19 protein-coding genes are annotated in these 17290 nt (G+C 59.1%); 8 read left to right on the forward strand and 11 right to left on the reverse strand.

What is annotated here, in order from left to right:
* Position 1: 1 nt before the first annotated feature.
* The 5 genes from FHT97_RS18100 to FHT97_RS18120 all read right to left on the reverse strand — a co-directional run bounded on the left by FHT97_RS18100 (position 2) and on the right by FHT97_RS18120 (position 5487).
* The gene (locus tag FHT97_RS18100; RefSeq protein WP_183757549.1) at positions 2 to 1015 is read right to left on the reverse strand and encodes an ABC transporter permease; all 1014 of its coding nucleotides are present in this window, start codon (positions 1013 to 1015) and stop codon (positions 2 to 4) included.
* Entirely contained in the window at positions 1012 to 2013 is a 1002-nt protein-coding gene (locus tag FHT97_RS18105) for an ABC transporter permease (RefSeq protein WP_183757548.1), read from the reverse strand. The genes FHT97_RS18100 and FHT97_RS18105 overlap by 4 nt, the downstream gene beginning before the upstream one ends.
* A gap of 10 nt (positions 2014 to 2023) precedes the next feature.
* Entirely contained in the window at positions 2024 to 3559 is a 1536-nt protein-coding gene (locus tag FHT97_RS18110; protein ID WP_183757547.1) for a sugar ABC transporter ATP-binding protein, read from the reverse strand.
* 72 nt (positions 3560 to 3631) lie between these two features.
* Positions 3632 to 4627, reverse strand: a complete 996-nt coding sequence (gene rhaS, locus FHT97_RS18115; RefSeq protein WP_183757546.1) for a rhamnose ABC transporter substrate-binding protein — start codon at positions 4625 to 4627, stop codon at positions 3632 to 3634.
* A 50-nt stretch (positions 4628 to 4677) separates the two neighbouring features.
* Entirely contained in the window at positions 4678 to 5487 is an 810-nt protein-coding gene (locus tag FHT97_RS18120) for a DeoR/GlpR family DNA-binding transcription regulator (protein ID WP_183757545.1), read from the reverse strand.
* A 199-nt stretch (positions 5488 to 5686) separates the two neighbouring features.
* Here FHT97_RS18120 and FHT97_RS18125 point away from each other — a divergent pair, with 199 nt between their 5' ends.
* Entirely contained in the window at positions 5687 to 7783 is a 2097-nt protein-coding gene (locus tag FHT97_RS18125) for a bifunctional rhamnulose-1-phosphate aldolase/short-chain dehydrogenase (RefSeq protein ID WP_183757544.1), read from the forward strand.
* Positions 7784 to 7786: 3 nt separating this feature from the next.
* Here FHT97_RS18125 and FHT97_RS18130 read toward each other — a convergent pair whose 3' ends face one another.
* Positions 7787 to 7945, reverse strand: coding sequence for a YqaE/Pmp3 family membrane protein (locus FHT97_RS18130; RefSeq protein ID WP_183757633.1), 159 nt, complete (start codon positions 7943 to 7945; stop codon positions 7787 to 7789).
* Between the two features lie 81 nt (positions 7946 to 8026).
* On the opposite strand from FHT97_RS18130, the gene rhaI reads away from it, so the two are divergent.
* On the forward strand, positions 8027 to 9319 hold the full coding sequence (rhaI, locus tag FHT97_RS18135) for an L-rhamnose catabolism isomerase (protein WP_183757543.1): 1293 nt from the start codon (positions 8027 to 8029) through the stop codon (positions 9317 to 9319).
* Between the two features lie 61 nt (positions 9320 to 9380).
* Here rhaI and FHT97_RS18140 read toward each other — a convergent pair whose 3' ends face one another.
* The gene (locus tag FHT97_RS18140; protein WP_183757542.1) at positions 9381 to 9839 is read right to left on the reverse strand and encodes a carboxymuconolactone decarboxylase family protein; all 459 of its coding nucleotides are present in this window, start codon (positions 9837 to 9839) and stop codon (positions 9381 to 9383) included.
* A 108-nt stretch (positions 9840 to 9947) separates the two neighbouring features.
* On the opposite strand from FHT97_RS18140, the gene FHT97_RS18145 reads away from it, so the two are divergent.
* Positions 9948 to 10820, forward strand: coding sequence for a sigma-70 family RNA polymerase sigma factor (locus FHT97_RS18145; protein ID WP_183757541.1), 873 nt, complete (start codon positions 9948 to 9950; stop codon positions 10818 to 10820).
* A gap of 77 nt (positions 10821 to 10897) precedes the next feature.
* Here the strand turns inward: FHT97_RS18145 and FHT97_RS18150 are convergent, their stop codons facing one another.
* A complete protein-coding gene (locus FHT97_RS18150) occupies positions 10898 to 11104 on the reverse strand; it encodes a hypothetical protein (RefSeq protein ID WP_183757540.1) in 207 nt (68 codons plus the stop codon).
* A gap of 140 nt (positions 11105 to 11244) precedes the next feature.
* On the opposite strand from FHT97_RS18150, the gene FHT97_RS18155 reads away from it, so the two are divergent.
* Complete coding sequence (locus FHT97_RS18155; protein WP_183757539.1) at positions 11245 to 11868, forward strand: TetR/AcrR family transcriptional regulator; 624 nt, start codon at positions 11245 to 11247, stop codon at positions 11866 to 11868.
* 64 nt (positions 11869 to 11932) lie between these two features.
* Positions 11933 to 12121: a hypothetical protein gene (locus tag FHT97_RS18160; RefSeq protein ID WP_183757538.1), complete on the forward strand. Its 189-nt coding sequence runs from the start codon at positions 11933 to 11935 to the stop codon at positions 12119 to 12121.
* On the opposite strand, the gene FHT97_RS18165 is transcribed toward FHT97_RS18160, so the two are convergent.
* Both FHT97_RS18165 and FHT97_RS18170 read right to left on the reverse strand, forming a co-directional pair.
* Positions 12118 to 12555, reverse strand: coding sequence for a DUF1810 domain-containing protein (locus FHT97_RS18165; RefSeq protein WP_183757537.1), 438 nt, complete (start codon positions 12553 to 12555; stop codon positions 12118 to 12120). The two genes, FHT97_RS18160 and FHT97_RS18165, sit on opposite strands and share 4 nt — an antisense overlap.
* Positions 12556 to 12625: 70 nt before the next feature.
* The gene (locus FHT97_RS18170) at positions 12626 to 12931 is read right to left on the reverse strand and encodes a hypothetical protein (protein ID WP_183757536.1); all 306 of its coding nucleotides are present in this window, start codon (positions 12929 to 12931) and stop codon (positions 12626 to 12628) included.
* A gap of 221 nt (positions 12932 to 13152) precedes the next feature.
* Between FHT97_RS18170 and FHT97_RS18175 the strand changes: the two genes are divergently transcribed.
* From FHT97_RS18175 to FHT97_RS18185, 3 genes are read left to right on the forward strand one after another with little or no spacing between them, the layout of a single operon-like run.
* Positions 13153 to 14523: an amidase gene (locus tag FHT97_RS18175; RefSeq protein ID WP_183757535.1), complete on the forward strand. Its 1371-nt coding sequence runs from the start codon at positions 13153 to 13155 to the stop codon at positions 14521 to 14523.
* A 26-nt stretch (positions 14524 to 14549) separates the two neighbouring features.
* Positions 14550 to 15413 carry a TIM barrel protein gene (locus FHT97_RS18180; protein WP_183863850.1) on the forward strand — a complete coding sequence of 288 codons (864 nt, stop codon included), beginning with the start codon at positions 14550 to 14552 and terminating at the stop codon, positions 15411 to 15413.
* 19 nt (positions 15414 to 15432) lie between these two features.
* Positions 15433 to 16227, forward strand: coding sequence for an aldolase/citrate lyase family protein (locus FHT97_RS18185; RefSeq protein WP_183757533.1), 795 nt, complete (start codon positions 15433 to 15435; stop codon positions 16225 to 16227).
* Here the strand turns inward: FHT97_RS18185 and FHT97_RS18190 are convergent, their stop codons facing one another.
* Positions 16228 to 16899, reverse strand: a complete 672-nt coding sequence (locus tag FHT97_RS18190) for a hypothetical protein (protein WP_183757532.1) — start codon at positions 16897 to 16899, stop codon at positions 16228 to 16230.
* Positions 16900 to 17290: the final 391 nt, after the last annotated feature.

The raw sequence follows: 17290 nt of genomic DNA on the forward strand, positions 1-17290 counted from the left end.
CTCACTTCGAGCTCATGGTCTTGATGCGTCGTGCAACGATTGGAATCGCGATCGTGATGATGAGGAGCAGGCCAATGAAGATAGACATTACGATACCCGGAACATTGAGAAGTCCGAGGCCGAAGGTCACCAGGCCCATGACAAAGGCAGCGATTACGACACCGCCGATCTTGCCGGAGCCGCCGAGAATGGAAACACCCCCGAGAACCACCATGGTAACGACTTCGAGCTCCCAACCCTGTGCGATAGAGGGACGGGTCGAGCCGAGCCGCGACGTCAGGCAGACCGCGGCAATCCCGCTCATCACGCCAGTCAGGACGAAGAGAATGAATTTCACCCGCTCGACGGGGATGCCGGAAAAGCGGGCGGCGAAATCATTGTTGCCGATCGTATAGACCTGGCGGCCAAAATTCGTCGCATGCAGCAGGATCGAGAATGCGATCGCCAGCACGATGAAGAGGACGAATTCAAAGGAGAACACCCAGAACACATAGCCCTGGCCGAAGAAGGCGAACTCTTCCGGGTAACCGCCGTAGGCCTGGTCTCCGAGGACGATGTAGGAGATCCCGCGGAAGAGGCTCATCGTCCCGATCGTCACGACGATCGACGGCAGTTTCATGACCGAGACGAGGAAGCCGTTGAACATGCCACAGACCAGCCCGACGACGATGCCGATGACTACGAGCCCGGGCGCGCCGACGCCAAGCTGGGCGGCCGCACCCATGGCGGTCGAGGCAAGTGCGATGATGGCGGCGACCGACAGATCGATCTCGCCGGCGATGACCAGCAACGCCATCGCAAAGGCAATCATTGCCTTTTCGGTAAAGTTAAAGGTCGCATCCGAGAGGTTCCAGGCATCAAGAAAGTAGGGCGATGCCACGCAATTGAAGATGAAAATCAGTACGGCGACGCCAAAGAGCAAGACCTCCCAGCTCGAAATGACGCGCTTGAACGGTGTGCCGAGGCGATCGGGAATGACCCGCTTTTCACCCGGCGTAAAAAGGACGGTGCTCATGCTGCAACCTCTGCTGGGGTCTCTCCCGCAGCCTTGTCTCGAAGGATGATGCGACCACGATTGCGTTCGCGCCTTGCGTTGAAGGCAACGGCCAGGATGATGACGGTGCCTGAAATCGCCATTTGCGTGAACGGCGAGATACCGATCACCGGTAGCGCATTCTTGATGACGCCAAGGAAAAGCGCACCGAGCACCGTGCCAATGACTGATCCGACACCCCCGGCGATCGAAATCCCGCCAATGACGCAGGCAGCAACGCTGTCAAGCTCGAAGCCATTGGCGATATCCACATAGGCAACCGCATAACGGGACACCCAGAGATAGCTGGCGAGGCCGGCAAGCGCGCCCGACAGGACGAACGCGAGGAATTTCGTCCAGCCCACGTCGACGCCGGCATAGACCGCCGCCGTCGGATTGCCTCCGGCGGCATAGGTGGAGCGGCCAAACGGGGTATGTTTAAGGAGGACGTAGATCAGGCAGACGATGATGATCGCAGCCCAGCTGAGAACCGGCAAGCCGAGGACAACAGTGCGCGGCACATTCAGGAACGTCGGCGTCATCTGGTGGGCATTGACCCATTCTCCGCCCGACAGGACAAAGGCCATGCCGCGGTAGATCGTTAGCGTGCCAAGGGTCACGACAATTGGCGGGATCTCAAGCGCCCAGACGAGAAAGCCGTTGATGGCACCGAGAAATGCTCCAATCAGGATCGCAGCTAGGATCAGGGCGACCAGGGGCAAGTCAGGGTAGGCGGCATTCATCATCGCAACGGCCATGCCCGTAAAGGCCAGGTTTGCGGCGACTGAAAGGTCGATCGACTTCGTCAGGATGACCGTCATCTGCGCGAGCGCCAGGATGATGAGAATCGACGTGTCGTTGAAGATAGCAGCGAGGTTACCGGGCGTAGCGAAATCCTGGGCTCTCGTCGAGAAGATCGCGACCATGACCGCAATGATGACGAAAAGAAGGGTTTCTCGTTTTTTCAGAAGTCTGGACATTCCGATTACCTCAAGCGTTTCCGGTCGCGGCGCGAACCAGCGTTTCCGGCGTGAGGTCCCTGCGCTCGAAAAGACCGGCCATCAGGCCTTCTTTCATGACCAGGACCCGGTCGGACATTCCAATGATTTCAGGCAGCTCGGACGAGATCATGATGATCGACAGCCCTTCGGCGGCGAGTTCGCTGATAAAGCCGTGCACGGCAGCCTTCGAGCCGATGTCGATGCCCTTGGTGGGTTCGTCGAGAATGATCACCTTCGGCATGGTGGCGAGCCATTTGCCGATCACAACCTTCTGCTGGTTTCCTCCCGACAGGGTCCCGACAGGAACCGAAAGGGCAGCAGCGCGCAAATCCAGGCGCTCGGCATATTTGCGCGCCAGTGCAAATTCGTTCGCGGCTTTCAGGAAGCCCTTGCGCGAGGTGCGAGCGAGTGAGGGAAGAGTCATGTTTTGGTAGATCGGCATGGGCAGCGCCAGTCCGTGACGACCGCGCTCCTCGGGAACATAGACGATACCTGCGCTGATCGCGTCGAGTGGCGAGCGGATCGCAATTTCCTGACCTTCGAGCGAAAGTCGTCCCGAGGCGGGCGTGGTAATACCGAAGAGAGATTGGCAGAGCTCGGACCGGCCAGCACCGATCAACCCGTAGACACCCAGGATTTCGCCCTTGCGCAGGGTAAAGGAGATATCGCGGAACTCTGTCTGATGACAGTACTTCTCGACCTGAAGCACCGGGCCGCCGATCGTCACATCGATCTTCGGAAAGGCATTCTCGACATCGCGACCAACCATAAGTCGAACGATATCATCCTGGGGCGTCTGCTTGAGTTGGCCGTGGCCAACTGCACGTCCGTCGCGGAAGACCACGAAGTTGTCGGCAATTTCGTAGAGCTCGTCGAACTTGTGACTGATGAAGAGGATCGCCTTGCCTTGCGCTTTCAGCCCCTTGACGATGCGGAACAGGTCGTCGATTTCCTTTCGCGAGAGGGCCGCCGTCGGTTCGTCCATGATGACGATGCGCGCCTCGATCGAGAGTGCCCGGGCAATGGCAACAAGATGACGCTGCGCAATCGAGAGATCCTTCAGCCGGATCGTCGGATCGATATTGCTTTCAAGGGAATGCAGTAATTCCTTCGAGCGACTGTTCATCAGTTTCCAGTCGATCGTGCGGAGCCTTGTTCGCGGCGCATGGCCGAGAAATATGTTCTCGGCAACCGTCAGTTCGTCGAAAAGAACGGTCTCCTGATGAATGGCGGTCACGCCGACGTCGATGGCGGTCTGTGCGCTGGCGAAGGTCATGACCTTTCCATCGACGATGATCTCGCCTTCGTTCGGCCGGTAAATGCCTGTCAGGATCTTGACGAGTGTCGACTTGCCGGCACCGTTTTCGCCGATCAGGGCAGTGACCTTGCCGGGATAGAGCGCGATGCTGACGTTATCGAGCGCCTTCACGCCGGGGAAGATCTGCGAAATCCCGCGCATTTCCAGGATCGCGGGCACCTCGTCCGCCTTGATACCCGCGACGGATTGTTGGAGGGCAGTGTTCATCAGCGTTTACCAGTGTTCAGGTGAAAAGTCCCGGCGGCGCGAACCGCCGGGTTTTTGCTTGTTGGAGTGCGACTAGAAAACCTTCGAGAACTGGTCGATGTTCGAAGCGTTGTAGACGAATGGATCGGACATTGCGGCTTCGCCCTTGTCGTCGATCTTGATCTTGCCCATGCGGCCAGCTTCGATTTCCGTGCCCGGCTTTCCGGTCGCATCACCCTTTACGAGGTGATAGGCGATCTGCGTTGCGGAGTAACCGAGGTCGATCGGGTTCCAGATGGCAAATTCCTTCGTCGCACCCGACTTGATCGCTCCTGCCATTTCAGACGGCAGGCCAAGGCCGGTCACGTAAACCTTGCCGATGAGGCCCTTGTCTTCGACAACCTTGGAGGCAGCCAGAACGCCGACCGTCGTCGGTGCGACGATGACCTTGACGTTCGGGTTGGATTTCAGCAGGCCTTCGGCTTCGCGATAGGACTTGTCAGACAGATCGTCGCCGTAAACTGTCGTAACAAGGTTGAGACCCGGGAAGTCCTTGAGCTGCTTCTTCATCTGGTCGATCCAGATGTTCTGGTTCGTCGAGGTGGTGGTTGCAGACAGGATTGCGAAGTCGCCCTTGCCGCCATCAAGATGGTCCTTGGCGAGCGTCAGGCACATCTTGCCGATCAGCTCGTTGGACGAGGGGTTGAGCTGCAGGATGCGGCCGTCCTTGTTGACACCGGAATCCCAGGAGATGACCATGATGCCGCGCTGCTTGGCTTTCTTGAGTGCCGGTACAACGGCGTCCGGGTCGTTGGCGGAGATGGCAATCGCGTCAACGCCCTGGGCGATCAGCGAGTTGATGACTTCGATCTGGCCTTCTGCGGTCGTCGAGGTCGGGCCCGTGTAGATCACCTCCACGCCGCCCAGCTCCTTGGCAGCTTCCTGCGCGCCCTTGTTGGCGGCTTCAAAGAAGCCGTTGCCGAGCGACTTCACGACCAGACCGATCTTGACGTCCTTGGCGCTTGCTGCGCCTGCCATCAGGGCGACGGCAAAGGCGACGCCCACTGCCAGTGTTTTTGCGAGTTTCATGCTTTCATCCTCCCACGTTAATAAGACTTGCTACATCCTTGCGGCGCCACTCAAGCGACCGACGAGGAATTCCCCTTCGCTTGCGAAACCGTGCTCGCGATTACGAGCTTGATGCCTGCATCCTCGATCATCCGAACGGACTCCTCTGGAACGCCGTCGTCGGTAATGATCGTTGAAACACGCTCAAGCGGACACAGAATGAGGCTCGACCGGCGATGAAACTTGCTGGAATCGACCATGACGACGAGCTCGTCGGCCTGGTGCATCAGCTTTTGCTCGCTTTGTATGATCTGCGCATCCGATTCCATAACCCCAAGGGGGCCAACGCCCTGCGCACCGATGAAGAAACGTCGGGCGTAGAAATTGCGGATCGCATCATTGTCGAATGGTGACAGGATGAGGCTCTGCTCGCGGTAGATCACACCGCCGGGAACGGTAACCGTGTTCTTTGAATGCTTGACCAGGTGCTCGGCGATTGCAAACGAGTTGGTCATGACCTGCATGCGATGCGCGGCCATGAAATGCACCATCTGAAACGTGGTCGTCCCGCCGTTGATGATGATGGCGTCACCGGGATCGCAAAGATCGACAGCTGCTCGGGCAATTGAGCGTTTCTTATCGATGTTGACCGATTCCGAAACTCTGAAAGGGCGGCCCGCAAGATTTCCGAGTTGCGGCGGATGCACGGCCTCTGCGCCACCGCGGACGCGGCGGATTTTTCCCTGCACATGCAGCGCTGCAATGTCACGCCGGATCGTCGCCTCGGAAGCTTCGGTCAGTTCAGAGATATCCTGAACTGTGACGACCGACTTTTCCTGAACGGCGCTCAAGATGATGCGATGGCGTTCGCGTTCGTGCATGGGGTTCCTCCTAACCTGCTTATTTCGCAGTTATGAAAATCTGTCAATCAAAAACGATCATATAATTTCATATTGCGCTGCAACATAATCGGATTTGATCGTTTTCGATTGACAATGTCTGCTTTCATGAGCGATATCGTCAGCACAAGGGAGCGCACAGTTCGTTCGCGCACCAATAAATTTCACATGGGAGGATGACATGGCGGCAACCGTCCGGCTTCTTGATAACCGTTGGGACGACTCATACGCGGCAGGCCTCGATGAGCCTGGAAAGCTGCTGTATCGCTCCAATCTGCTCGGCGCCGACAAGCGCATCACCAATTATGGCGGCGGCAACACCTCCGCCAAGGTCATGGAGACCGACCCGCTGACCGGCGAAAACGTCAAGATCCTCTGGGTCAAGGGTTCTGGCGGCGATGTCGGCACCATCAAGCTCGACGGCTTTGCGACTCTCTACCAGGACAAGCTCGATTCGCTCAAAGGGATCTACAAGGGGGTCGAGGATGAAGATCGCATGGTTGGGTTCCTTCCGCACTGCACCTACAATCTCAACGGCCGCGCAGCGTCCATAGATACACCGCTGCATGGTTTCGTACCGTTCACGCATGTCGACCACATGCATCCGGACGCCATCATCGCGATTGCTGCCTCCAAAAACTCCCGGGAATTGACGAAACAGATCTTCGGTGACGACATCGGCTGGCTTCCGTGGCGCCGCCCCGGTTTCCAGCTCGGGCTCGACCTGGAAGAGTTCGTCAGGGCAAATCCGAACGCGCGCGGTGTCGTGCTGGAGAGCCATGGTCTCTTCACATGGGCAAATGATGCAAAGGCTTGCTACGAGCTGACGCTCGATATCATCAACAAAGCGATCGGATGGTTTGCCGAAAAGACCGAGGGCAAAGCGATCTTCGGCGGCCAATCGACAGAGAGTCTGCCGGCTGACCAGCGTCGCGCCATCGCCGCCCGGCTGATGCCTGAAATTCGCGGCCGGATTGGCCAGGCTGAGCGCAAGCTTGGTCACTTCGATGACCAGGATGCTGTCCTCGAATTCGTAAATTCCAGGAACCTGCAGCCGCTTGGGGCCCTCGGTACGAGCTGCCCCGATCACTTCCTGCGGACCAAGATCCGTCCGTTGATCGTCGCGTTTGATCCGGCAAAGCCGGATATCGATGCCGTCGTTTCTGGCCTTGACAAGGCGCTCGAGGATTATCGAGCCGACTATGCGCGGTACTACAACGACTGCAAGCACGACAATTCGCCAGCCATGCGCGACGCAAATCCCGTCATATTCCTTGTTCCAGGCGTTGGAATGCTGTCATTCGCACGGGACAAGGCGACGGCTCGCATTGCCAGTGAATTCTACGTCAATGCCATCAATGTCATGCGGGGGGCATCAACGGTTTCGGAATATCAGGGGCTGCCCGAGCAGGAAGCGTTCGACATCGAGTATTGGCTCCTCGAAGAGGCCAAGCTTCAGCGGATGCCGAAGCCGAAGAGCCTTGCAGGGAAAGTTGCCTTCGTCACCGGCGGCGCCGGCGGCATTGGTCGCGCGACAGCCACCCGACTGATCGGAGAGGGTGCCTGCGTCGTATTGGCCGATATCGATCAAGACGCGCTCGAAAGCACGCGAGTCGAGTTTTCGAAGCAGTTCGGAGGTGACGCCGTCCGCAGCCTGAGGCTCGACGTGACCAGCGAAGATGCTGTTATATCCTCATTCGCCGAAGCCTGCGTCGAGTTCGGTGGAATTGATATCCTGGTGTCGAATGCCGGCATTGCTTCGTCGGCGCCGATCGAAAGCACGGAGCTTTCGATGTGGAACAAGAACATGGATATCCTGTCAACTGGCTACTTCCTTGTATCGCGTGAGGCCTTCCGTCTGTTCCGCAGGCAGAACCTCGGGGGCAATGTCGTCTTTGTCGGGTCAAAGAACGGCCTGGCTTCCTCGCCGAATGCGGCCGCCTACTGCACGGCAAAGGCCGCCGAGATCCATCTTGCCCGTTGCCTGGCGCTCGAGGGCGCAGAAGCCGGCATTCGCGTCAATACCGTCAATCCGGATGCGGTGCTTCGTGGCTCGAAGATCTGGAGTGGAGAGTGGCGCGAACAGCGTGCAGCGTCCTCCAAGATCGAGATCGGGGAACTTGAGGAGCACTACCGCAAGCGTTCAATGTTGAAGCTGAATGTCTTCCCGGAGGACATCGCCGAGGCAATCTACTTCCTGGCATCCGATCTCTCGGCAAAGTCCACCGGCAACATCATCAACGTCGATGCTGGCAATGCGCAGAGCTTCCCGCGCTGATCGCTATTTCCGCAGGATCACCCATATTGCGTGGATGATCCCCGGAACGTAGCCGCAGAGCGTCAGCAAAATATTCAGCCAGAAGTGCAGGCCGAGACCGACCTGCAGAAAGACGCCTAGAGGCGGCAGGATGATCGCGAGAAGAATTCGAATGATGTCCACGGCCGCCTCGTTCATGAGTAGCATTCCACGCAGGTGAACGCGGACAGGAGCCGTTGGTTCGTTGCGGCAAGGGAGGAAAGAATGGCCGATACCAGGATCGCGCAGGATCTTATCGCGCAGGAAAATGACAAGCGTGCAGCAGCGCTCCAGTCGGACTACGAGGCCCTTGGGGCCAATTTGGCGCGGCGCGGCGTCGACATCGAAACCATAACACGCAAGGTGTCCGAGTTCTTCGTCGCCGTTCCATCCTGGGGTGTCGGTACCGGTGGCACCAGGTTTGCCCGCTTTCCGGGCACCGGCGAGCCGCGCGGTATCTTCGACAAGCTGGACGACTGCTCCGTCATCAATGAGCTGACACGCGCGACACCAAACGTGTCCTTGCATATCCCGTGGGACAAGGCCGATCCGAGGGAACTGAAGGCGAAGGGCGATGCGCTTGGCCTCGGCTTCGACGCGATGAATTCCAACACCTTCTCCGATTCACCCGGCCAGGCGCATTCCTACAAGTACGGCTCACTGAGCCACACGGATGCGGCGACCCGTGCTCAGGCCGTCGAACACAACATCGAATGCATCGAGATCGGAAAGGCGATCGGGTCCAAGGCACTGACCGTCTGGATCGGCGACGGCTCGAATTTCCCGGGCCAGAGCAACTTCACGAAAGCATTCGAGCGCTACCTTGCGGCGATGGCTGACATTTACAAGGCGCTGCCGGACGATTGGAAGCTGTTTTCCGAGCACAAGATGTATGAGCCGGCTTTCTATTCGACGGTGGTGCAGGACTGGGGAACCAACTACCTGATCGCCCAGACGCTCGGTCCGAAGGCTCAATGCCTTGTCGACCTTGGCCACCATGCACCGAACACCAACATCGAGATGATCGTCGCCCGGCTCATCCAGTTCGGCAAGCTCGGCGGCTTCCATTTCAACGACTCCAAATATGGGGACGACGACCTCGATGCCGGTGCGATCGAGCCCTACCGCCTGTTCCTGGTTTTCAATGAACTGGTTGAGGCGGAGCAGCGTGGGGTCAACGACTTCAATCCGGCGCATATGATAGACCAGTCGCACAATGTCACTGATCCGCTCGAAAGCCTCATCAACAGTGCCAACGAAATCCGTCGGGCCTACGCCCAGGCGCTGTTGGTCGACCGCAAGGCGCTGACTGGACACCAGGACGAAAACGACGCGCTGATGGCGACGGAAACGCTGAAGCGCGCCTATCGCACTGACGTCGAGCCGATCCTTTCGGAGGCACGCCGGCGGGCCGGTGGTGCGATCGATCCGGTCGGGACCTACCGGGCGAGCGGCTATCGCAAGAAGGTGACTGCCGAACGGCCCGCTTCTGCCGCCGGGGGGGGCGGCATCATCTGATCGCCACGTTCCACGGCCGTTTCAAAGGGCCGCTGTCGGCGCGACAGCGACCCGGTTCACATTAGGGCCTCCATTCGCCGGCTATCTGCCGGGTCGCGATGTTCAGCCGATTCCAGACGTTGATGTTGGCGATGGCGATGACGAGCGCTGCGAGGCTCTTGCCGTCGAAATGCTGCGTGGCTTCATTCCAGATATCATCGGGTACCGGGTCGGCGCGATCGCTGATGCGGGTAACCGCCTCGGTCAGCGCCAGGGCTGCTCGTTCAGCCGGCGTGAAATAAGGAGTATCACGCCAGGCGCTGACGGCAAAAAGCCGCTCATCGGTTTCGCCCGCCTTCTTGGCGATGCGCGGATGTCCGTCAATGCAGACGCTGCATCCATTGATCTGGCTGGCGCGCAGATTGACCAGTTCCAGAAGGATTGGCGACAAACCTGTTTTGGCGGGGACGGCAGCCAGAGCCTGCAGGGCCTGCATCGCGTCAGGAACGACAACCGCTGGATTTCCCATTCTTGCTTGCATCACGTTTCTCCTTGATGTGTTTTCGAAATGACGCCGCCGGCCGTGTTGTCACACAGGCCGGGTTTGGTTCGTCATGGAGTTGACGGAACAGGCTGGAGGAATGTGACAGTGATGCAAGAAAATTGGCTGGCGGCGGAATTCGAGGCGAACAGGGCGCACCTCAGCGCCGTGGCCTCCCGCATACTCGGCTCGCGCACGGATGCGGACGACGCGGTTCAGGAGGCCTGGCTGCGGCTCGGCCGCTCTGATGCCGGTGCTATCGGCCACATCGGCGGCTGGCTGACGACCGTTGTCGCACGCATTTGCCTGGACATGCTACGCTCCAGAAAGGCGAGGCGCGAGGAGCCGTTCGACGGGCCCGTGCACGAACGCGTCGCAGACACGTCGAAATCGGTCGATCCGGAGCGCGAGGTCGCCTTTGCAGATTCCGTCGGCCTGGCGCTCCTGGTGATCCTGGAAACACTCGCGCCAGCCGAACGCGTCGCCTTCGTGCTACACGATATGTTCGATCTCCCGTTCGACGACATTGCGCCGATCCTCAACCGCTCATCGGCGGCAACACGACAGCTTGCAAGTCGCGCCCGCCGCCGCGTTCAGGGCAGGACGGACATGCCGGAGGCGGACGCGACACGCAAGAAGCAGATCATCAATGCATTCCTTGCAGCCTCGCGGCTCGGTGACATCAAGGCACTTTTGTCGATCCTCGACCCGCAGGTGGTCTTCACCCCAGATGCTGCAGCAATCCGGTACAATCCTTCCGTTCGCGAACTGCGCGGCGCGGATGCAGTTGCCGAGACGTTCAAGGGTCGGGCCCAGGCAGCGCAGCCGGCAAAAATTGATGGAGAATTCGGATTTGTCGTTGTGGTCGGCGGACAACTGCGCGTCGTCCTGCTTATGACGTTCGAGGGGGAAAGGATTGCTGGCATTGATGCCGTAGCAGACCCAGCCTACCTCTCAAACCTGGAATACGAGTTGTTCTGACAGGTGAGCCCAAACACAAAGAGCCGCCGCTGCGGCAGCGGCGACTCTCACAGGGGCAGGGAACCGCCCGGAAACATTCAGCAATAGCTGCACATGGCAGCCGGATCGTTCGAAATCGACTTCAGAAATTTGCCCACAGGAGTCCGCTGTTCGCGCTTCCCAGCTGCCGTCTCGAGGAGACGTCTGAAATCGTCAAGTTTCACGCCGTCGGCACGGAGCACCATGGCGATCAGGGGGTCGCGAAGGGCTTCGGTAATCGTCAATTCTTCTCTGGTCTTGCTCATGGTTTGCCTCCTTTCGTGGGCAGTAGCCCGTGTTCCACTCCGTCGGCGCCATGTGACTGCGGCATGAAGTCTCGTTGACTTCGCTGAGGAGTGGTGTTACCGGTAAGTAACAATTCATTTGTTACCGATCGGTCACATGGATGTCAAGGACCTTGTCCGCAAAAAAAGTTGAATCATTGGCCCTGCAATTTCCCGCCAACGTCGACGAGAAACTCCCACCGCGAGAACGTATCGTGTCGACCGCCACCCTGCTGTTTCGTGAGCACGGCATCCGCGGCATCGGCGTAGATGCAATCGCAGACGCGGCCTCAACGAACAAAATGACGCTCTATCGCCACTTTGGCTCCAAGGATGAACTCGTCTGCGAAACGCTGCGACGTGCTTCAGAAAAGGCAGAGGCGATCTGGCGCGACCTTGAGGCGGTTCATCCCGGCGACCCGAAGAGCCAGCTCAGGGCGTGGGTTGAAGCCCGTACCCAGAGCCTTTGCGGTCAGCACGTCGGCTGCGATCTTGCGAATGCGGCAATCGAGCTCAAAGGCGAGGGGCATCCGGCCTATGGTGTGATAGAGCGCCATAAGGCTGAACAGCGCGACCGGCTCGAGGAGCTCTGTCTTGCAGCCGGTGCGCGCGAACCGGCACTCCTGGCGGATACGCTGACCCTGCTTCTTGAGGGGGCTCGCGTGACACGCCAGGCAATGGGCAACGACACATGCTGCAATCACTTCTCCAAAGCCTGCAACGCCGCCATCACCGCCTTTGCGTGATCAGGCGGCGTGTCGGTGGGAACCATCTTTCTTCTCGCTCTCCTGACGAGGTGGGGAGGATGGCATGAATTATACCTACCTTCATCGTCTGTACCAAAAGCGCCCCGAGCTCGAAGCCAAGCTTGAGCTCTATGAGGCACGCGATTGCTTCGGCGACGAGGAGATCGACGACGGTACGGATCGGGAGTTGCGGAAGCGGCTCACCGAGATCGGCACTGGAATCGACACCCTGGAACACTTGAATGCCCGCTAATTGCCGGCGTTAAGCAGTTGTATGGTCCGCTGATCGTACTCCCCGTCATAGAGGTGCTCGATGACCTTGTGGAACGGTGAGCCGTGGTCACTGATGGCTGCAAACAGCGTCATGGACGAGCGGAGCTTCAGATCATCGGGGGATCCGAACATGTCGTGCGCAGACAAGCCCTCGATTTCGAGGATTGCATCGACGCAGCGCTGCAGCCGGCTTCCAAGGACGGGATCGGCAAGATAGGCGGTAGCCTCTTCGGCAGACCTGATCGCATATTTCTCGGCCATTGTGGAAGTACCCAGTCCGGCCATTTGGGGAAAGATGAACCACATCCAATGGGAACGCTTACGTCCGGCTCTCAACTCGGACAACGCTCGCTCGTAGAAGCCGTTCTGTGCGTCTACGAAGCGCTCAAGGTTGTAATCGATTTTGCCGGGCATCGACGACCCTCCCTTTACGCATAACTATATCGCCAGGGATCCTTGTCCATGCCCGGACTGCGACAGGCCGCTAGCAGGACCTGTCGGGGTATGGACTGTGCTCGCGGCAGTAATCCGCCGATGGAAGTGTTTCTGAGATTGATCCGACCGTTGCCGGATCGAGGGATGCCATCGGAGCTGTATAATGGACCGTCAACCCGGCAACGCCCAGGAGCACGAAGGCTGCAAGGACTATCACTCGGTTTGATAAGGAAGGTGCGTTTGCATTGACATGCTCGACATATTCGCGTTCACCCATGCCGTTCAACTCGTCTTCCGTTGCGTGGTGATGCACCACGTCGCCGCGCGCCGTGTTCAAAGTCTCACCATCTTTCATTTTGTTAACTCCTACACTGAAGCGCGCATCGGCATACGATCGTCTTCTGCCGCAGACAGCACGCACGACGCATTTGTGATTTTCAGGCCGCGGATTGAAGAGTGAATACGCAAACGCAGTGTTCATAAAATCGAACCAATCGGTTTGATTTGACCTATGGGGCTTGGCGCGTCGACAAAATTCGGCTTAGGTCAGCAGGACATTCAGATTGCGGATAGCCCATGGCACACTCATTTGGCGCGATGTCAGTTGCGCAGCTTTCCACTCTCATTCAAACTGCAGCCGTCGATCCCCTCGAGGTGACACAAGCCGTGCTCGATGGTATCGACGCCTATGCGGATAGGGCAGTTTTCACGGCAGTCCTGAGGGACCGAGCGCTGGAGGAGGCCATGGTCTCGTCCAAACGCCTGAGGGAAGGGCGGTCGCGGGGGATGCTGGACGGCATACCGATAGCGTGGAAAGACCTCTTCGACATCAAGGGTCGCACGACAACGGCCGGCTCTACCGTCCTTTCGACCGGCCCGGCCGCACAGACCGACGCAGCGGTGGTGGCAGCGCTGAAGCAGGCGGGGATGATTTCAATCGCCTGCACCAACATGAGCGAGTTCGCCTTTTCCGGCCTTGGCCTCAATCCGCATTTTGGCACGCCCGAAAACCCAATAAGTCGTGACGTGCCGCGAATCCCGGGCGGTTCGTCATCCGGCGCCGGAGTCGCGGTGGCTGCCGGGCTCGTGCCGGTCGCCATGGGCACCGACACCGGGGGATCCGTTCGCATTCCTGCGGCGTTCAACGGTATCGTCGGATACAAGGCGACACGCGGTCGCTACCCGATGAATGGCGTCTACCCACTGGCAAAGAGCCTGGATTCCCTTGGCCCGCTATGCAGAACGGTGAAGGACGCCGTCTGGATTGACGCAGCCTTGCGTGGAACGCCTTTCCCGCTGATGGTGGCTCGACCGGTCGCCGGGCTTGAAATTGTCGTGCCGGACAACGTCGTCTTCGATGGCGCGCAATCCGGGGTTGTTGCAGCCTTTGAAGCAGGGCTTGATCGGCTTGCTGCCGCGGGTGCGTCGATCACCCGGATCACAATACCGGCCTTCGATGCCATATTGGGGCTCATGACCCGATATGGCGCTCTTGTTACTGCCGAAGCCTTTGCACTTCATCGCGAACGGCTGGCCGGGCCGGCCGCCGACGACATGGATCGACGTGTCGTCGTGCGCACGAGGCTCGGCGAGAAGATCACGCTTGCGGACTATCTTACGATCCTGGAAGCGCGCGAGCGGCTGATTGCCGATGTCGCGCGTCGCGTGGGGTCCAGCCTCGTCGCCTTCCCATCCGTTGCCCATGTGGCACCGCCAATTGCACCACTCGAAGCCGACGACGAGCTGTTCTTTGCAACCAACGGCCAGACCTTGCGCAACACAATGCTCGGCAATTTCCTCGATTGGTGTGGCGTCTCGATCCCCTGCGGGACTGGTGACGCCAATATGCCCGTCGGTCTCCTGCTCTCTGCCGTGGCAGGGCAGGACGAAGCAGTCCTCGGTGCCGCCCTTGCTGCGGAGGAGATCATCCGCAAAGACCTGAGTTGACCGATTGGCATTGCGAGGAGGCGAACATGACTGAAGGAACGCTGGAGAATGGACGCTTTGCAGTTTCGACGTGGTCGCTGCATCGGTTGTTGGGAACCGTCTATCCCTACAGCCCCGATCCAGACAAGAGCCAGGACAGCAAGGAGCCTTATGGACCGGGACGTTCATCGCTGATCGAAATCCCACAGCAGCTCGCAAGCAACGGTATCGGCAGGATCGAGATATGCTCGTTTCATCTGCCAAGCCTGGATCGAGGCTATCTCCAGGAAATGCAGGCGGCCCTTCAGGAAGCTGATATCATGCTGCAGACGCTTCTTGTCGAGGATGGGGATCCGAGCCATCCGGAAACAGCGAAACGTGACATCGAATGGATTGCCCGCTGGCTCGAGATCGCAGAGGTGCTTGGCGCCAGGAACATTCGGGTGATTGCGGGCAAGCAGCCGCCATTACGCGAAAATCTGGAGCGCTCGGCGGGGCACCTCGGGTGGCTTGCAAGACAGGCCGGCAATAGCGCGGTTCGGGTTGTCACCGAGAACTGGTTTGATCTCCTGCCATCCCCTACGGAAACAAACTGGCTGCTTGACACGCTGGAAGGCAAGGTCGGTCTCAATGGCGACCTCGGCAACTGGGCAGCGCCGGCCAAGTACGAAGGTCTTCGCGACATTATGCGGCGGGCAGAACTCTGCCACGCCAAGGCCAATTTCAACTCGTCCGGCCTCGATGGCGATGATTATCGCAAAGTTCTGGAAGCGTGTCGGGTGGCAGGCTACGACGGACCATATACGTTGATCTACGATTCAACGTTCTACGCAGACGAGTGGGATGGCATCCGGCTCGAAAAGGCGTTTATCGAGGAGTTTCAACTGGACAGGCGGCGCGCGGTCGGCTGAACCGCGAAAGGAGCATGGAATGAGTGGCAGGACGATCGACAGCTTCGCACAGCGCATCAGAAGCGGCGAAGGCGGATTGATTTCTGCGTGGATCGGTATTCCCGACCCACTTTTTGTCAATCATCTGGCGCAGGAAGAATTCGATGCAATCGTGCTGGACATGCAGCACGGCGTCTGGGATCTGGGGTCGGCTGCCGTTGGAATCGGTCAGGGAAGACTTGCGGGCAAGCCGGTCCTCGCGCGAATTCCTGTCGGCGATTTCGCCGCTGCCTCCCGCCTCCTTGATGCGGGGGCCTCTGGGATCATTGCGCCGATGATCAACTCGGCGGCGGATGCGGCCGCCTTCGCGAAGGCTACCAAGTATCCGCCGGTTGGTGAGCGTAGCTGGGGACCGACGCTGGCCCTGAACCATACGGGACTTCCCGCAGCCGAATATCTGACGACAGCGAACGATACAACTGTCGCCATCGCCATGATCGAAACGCGGGCCGCGCTCGATGCCGCAGACGAAATCACGCGCGTTGAGGGAATCGACGGCATTTTCATCGGGCCATCCGACCTGTCGATTGCACTCTCGCAGGGCACCTCGGTGGCACCGGATACGCCCGAAGTCGACGGCGTTCTGAAGCACCTGATCGCCCGATGCCGCGCTCATGACAAGTTCGCCTGCGTTTTCGGCAGCAACGGCGAGCGGGCAGGCGAGCTCTTGAAGATGGGCTTCGATTTCGTCATCGCAGGCGCCGACACGCAGCAACTGCGTGCAGGAGCGGCAAGCGCGATTGCTGCGGCCAGGCGGGTTCAGGCTTCGGGTTGACTACTTCACCGCTAGCCAGATGACGTGACGCGCGCCTCCGCGCTTGCCATTGGCGCGTGTGTTTATCGTCTCGACGACGAACCCGCAATCAGACAGACGACGGGTGAACCTGGCGTCGGGTCCTGATGACCAGACGGCGAGAACCCCGCCAGGCAGAAGGGCATTTCTCGCCGCGCGCAGTCCGGCGCTGTCGTAAAGGCGATCATTGGAACGGCGCGTTAGCCCGTCAGGCCCATTGTCGACGTCCAGCAGAATGGCATTGAATTTCGCGTTGCGCTCCCGCAGCAGTTCACCTACATCACCCTGATGGACGGTAACCCTGGGGTCATCAAGGCAACCCTGGAAGACCTCTGACATCGCGCCGCGGGCCCAATCGACGACCGCCGGCACAAGTTCGGCAACCACGACCGACGCATTTTCAGGCAAAACTGAAAGGGCGGCACGCAGTGTGAAGCCCATGCCGAGGCCGCCGATAAGGACGGTCGGGCGCGGATGATTGCTGATCTTCTTATGGGAAAGGGTTGCCAGCGCTTCTTCGGAGCCACTGAGGCGGCTGTTCATCAGCTCGTTTGACCCAAGCATGATCGAAAACTCGCTGCCGCGTCGCTTCAGACGCAATTCGCCGCTTTCGCCAGGGATCGGCGCCGAATCAAGTTGAATCCAAGGAAGCATGTTCTCGTATCTCGCGTTGCGTGCCACTCCCTAGCACAGCATGGCGGTCCCGCGAACCGCATCTCGGCTCGCGGGACAGTGTACGGGCAATGACTACTGGAGATTCCGGCAGGCCTGATTGGCTGCACGGGTTCCAGGCTGGGCTTCCACGCGCTGGCCGCCAGGGCAAACGGTCCAGTTGATCTGGTCTGAATATATAGTGGTCGTGCCAAAATCGATCGGGATAGAAAGACCTCCTCCGCCTGTGCCCTCGGTGTCGGGAGATGTTCCCAATGGCGGAGAACCATCGAAGCGGCCGCTGCTGTCCATTCCCATGCTCGCTTGCGCGAAGGCCGAACCAGCAAAACCGAAAAGGAGCACTGAAGTCACTGCGATAAGCCTGCGCATGATC

Source organism: Rhizobium sp. BK399 (assembly GCF_014194695.1).
In the GTDB taxonomy this organism is placed as follows: Bacteria; Pseudomonadota; Alphaproteobacteria; order Rhizobiales; family Rhizobiaceae; genus Rhizobium.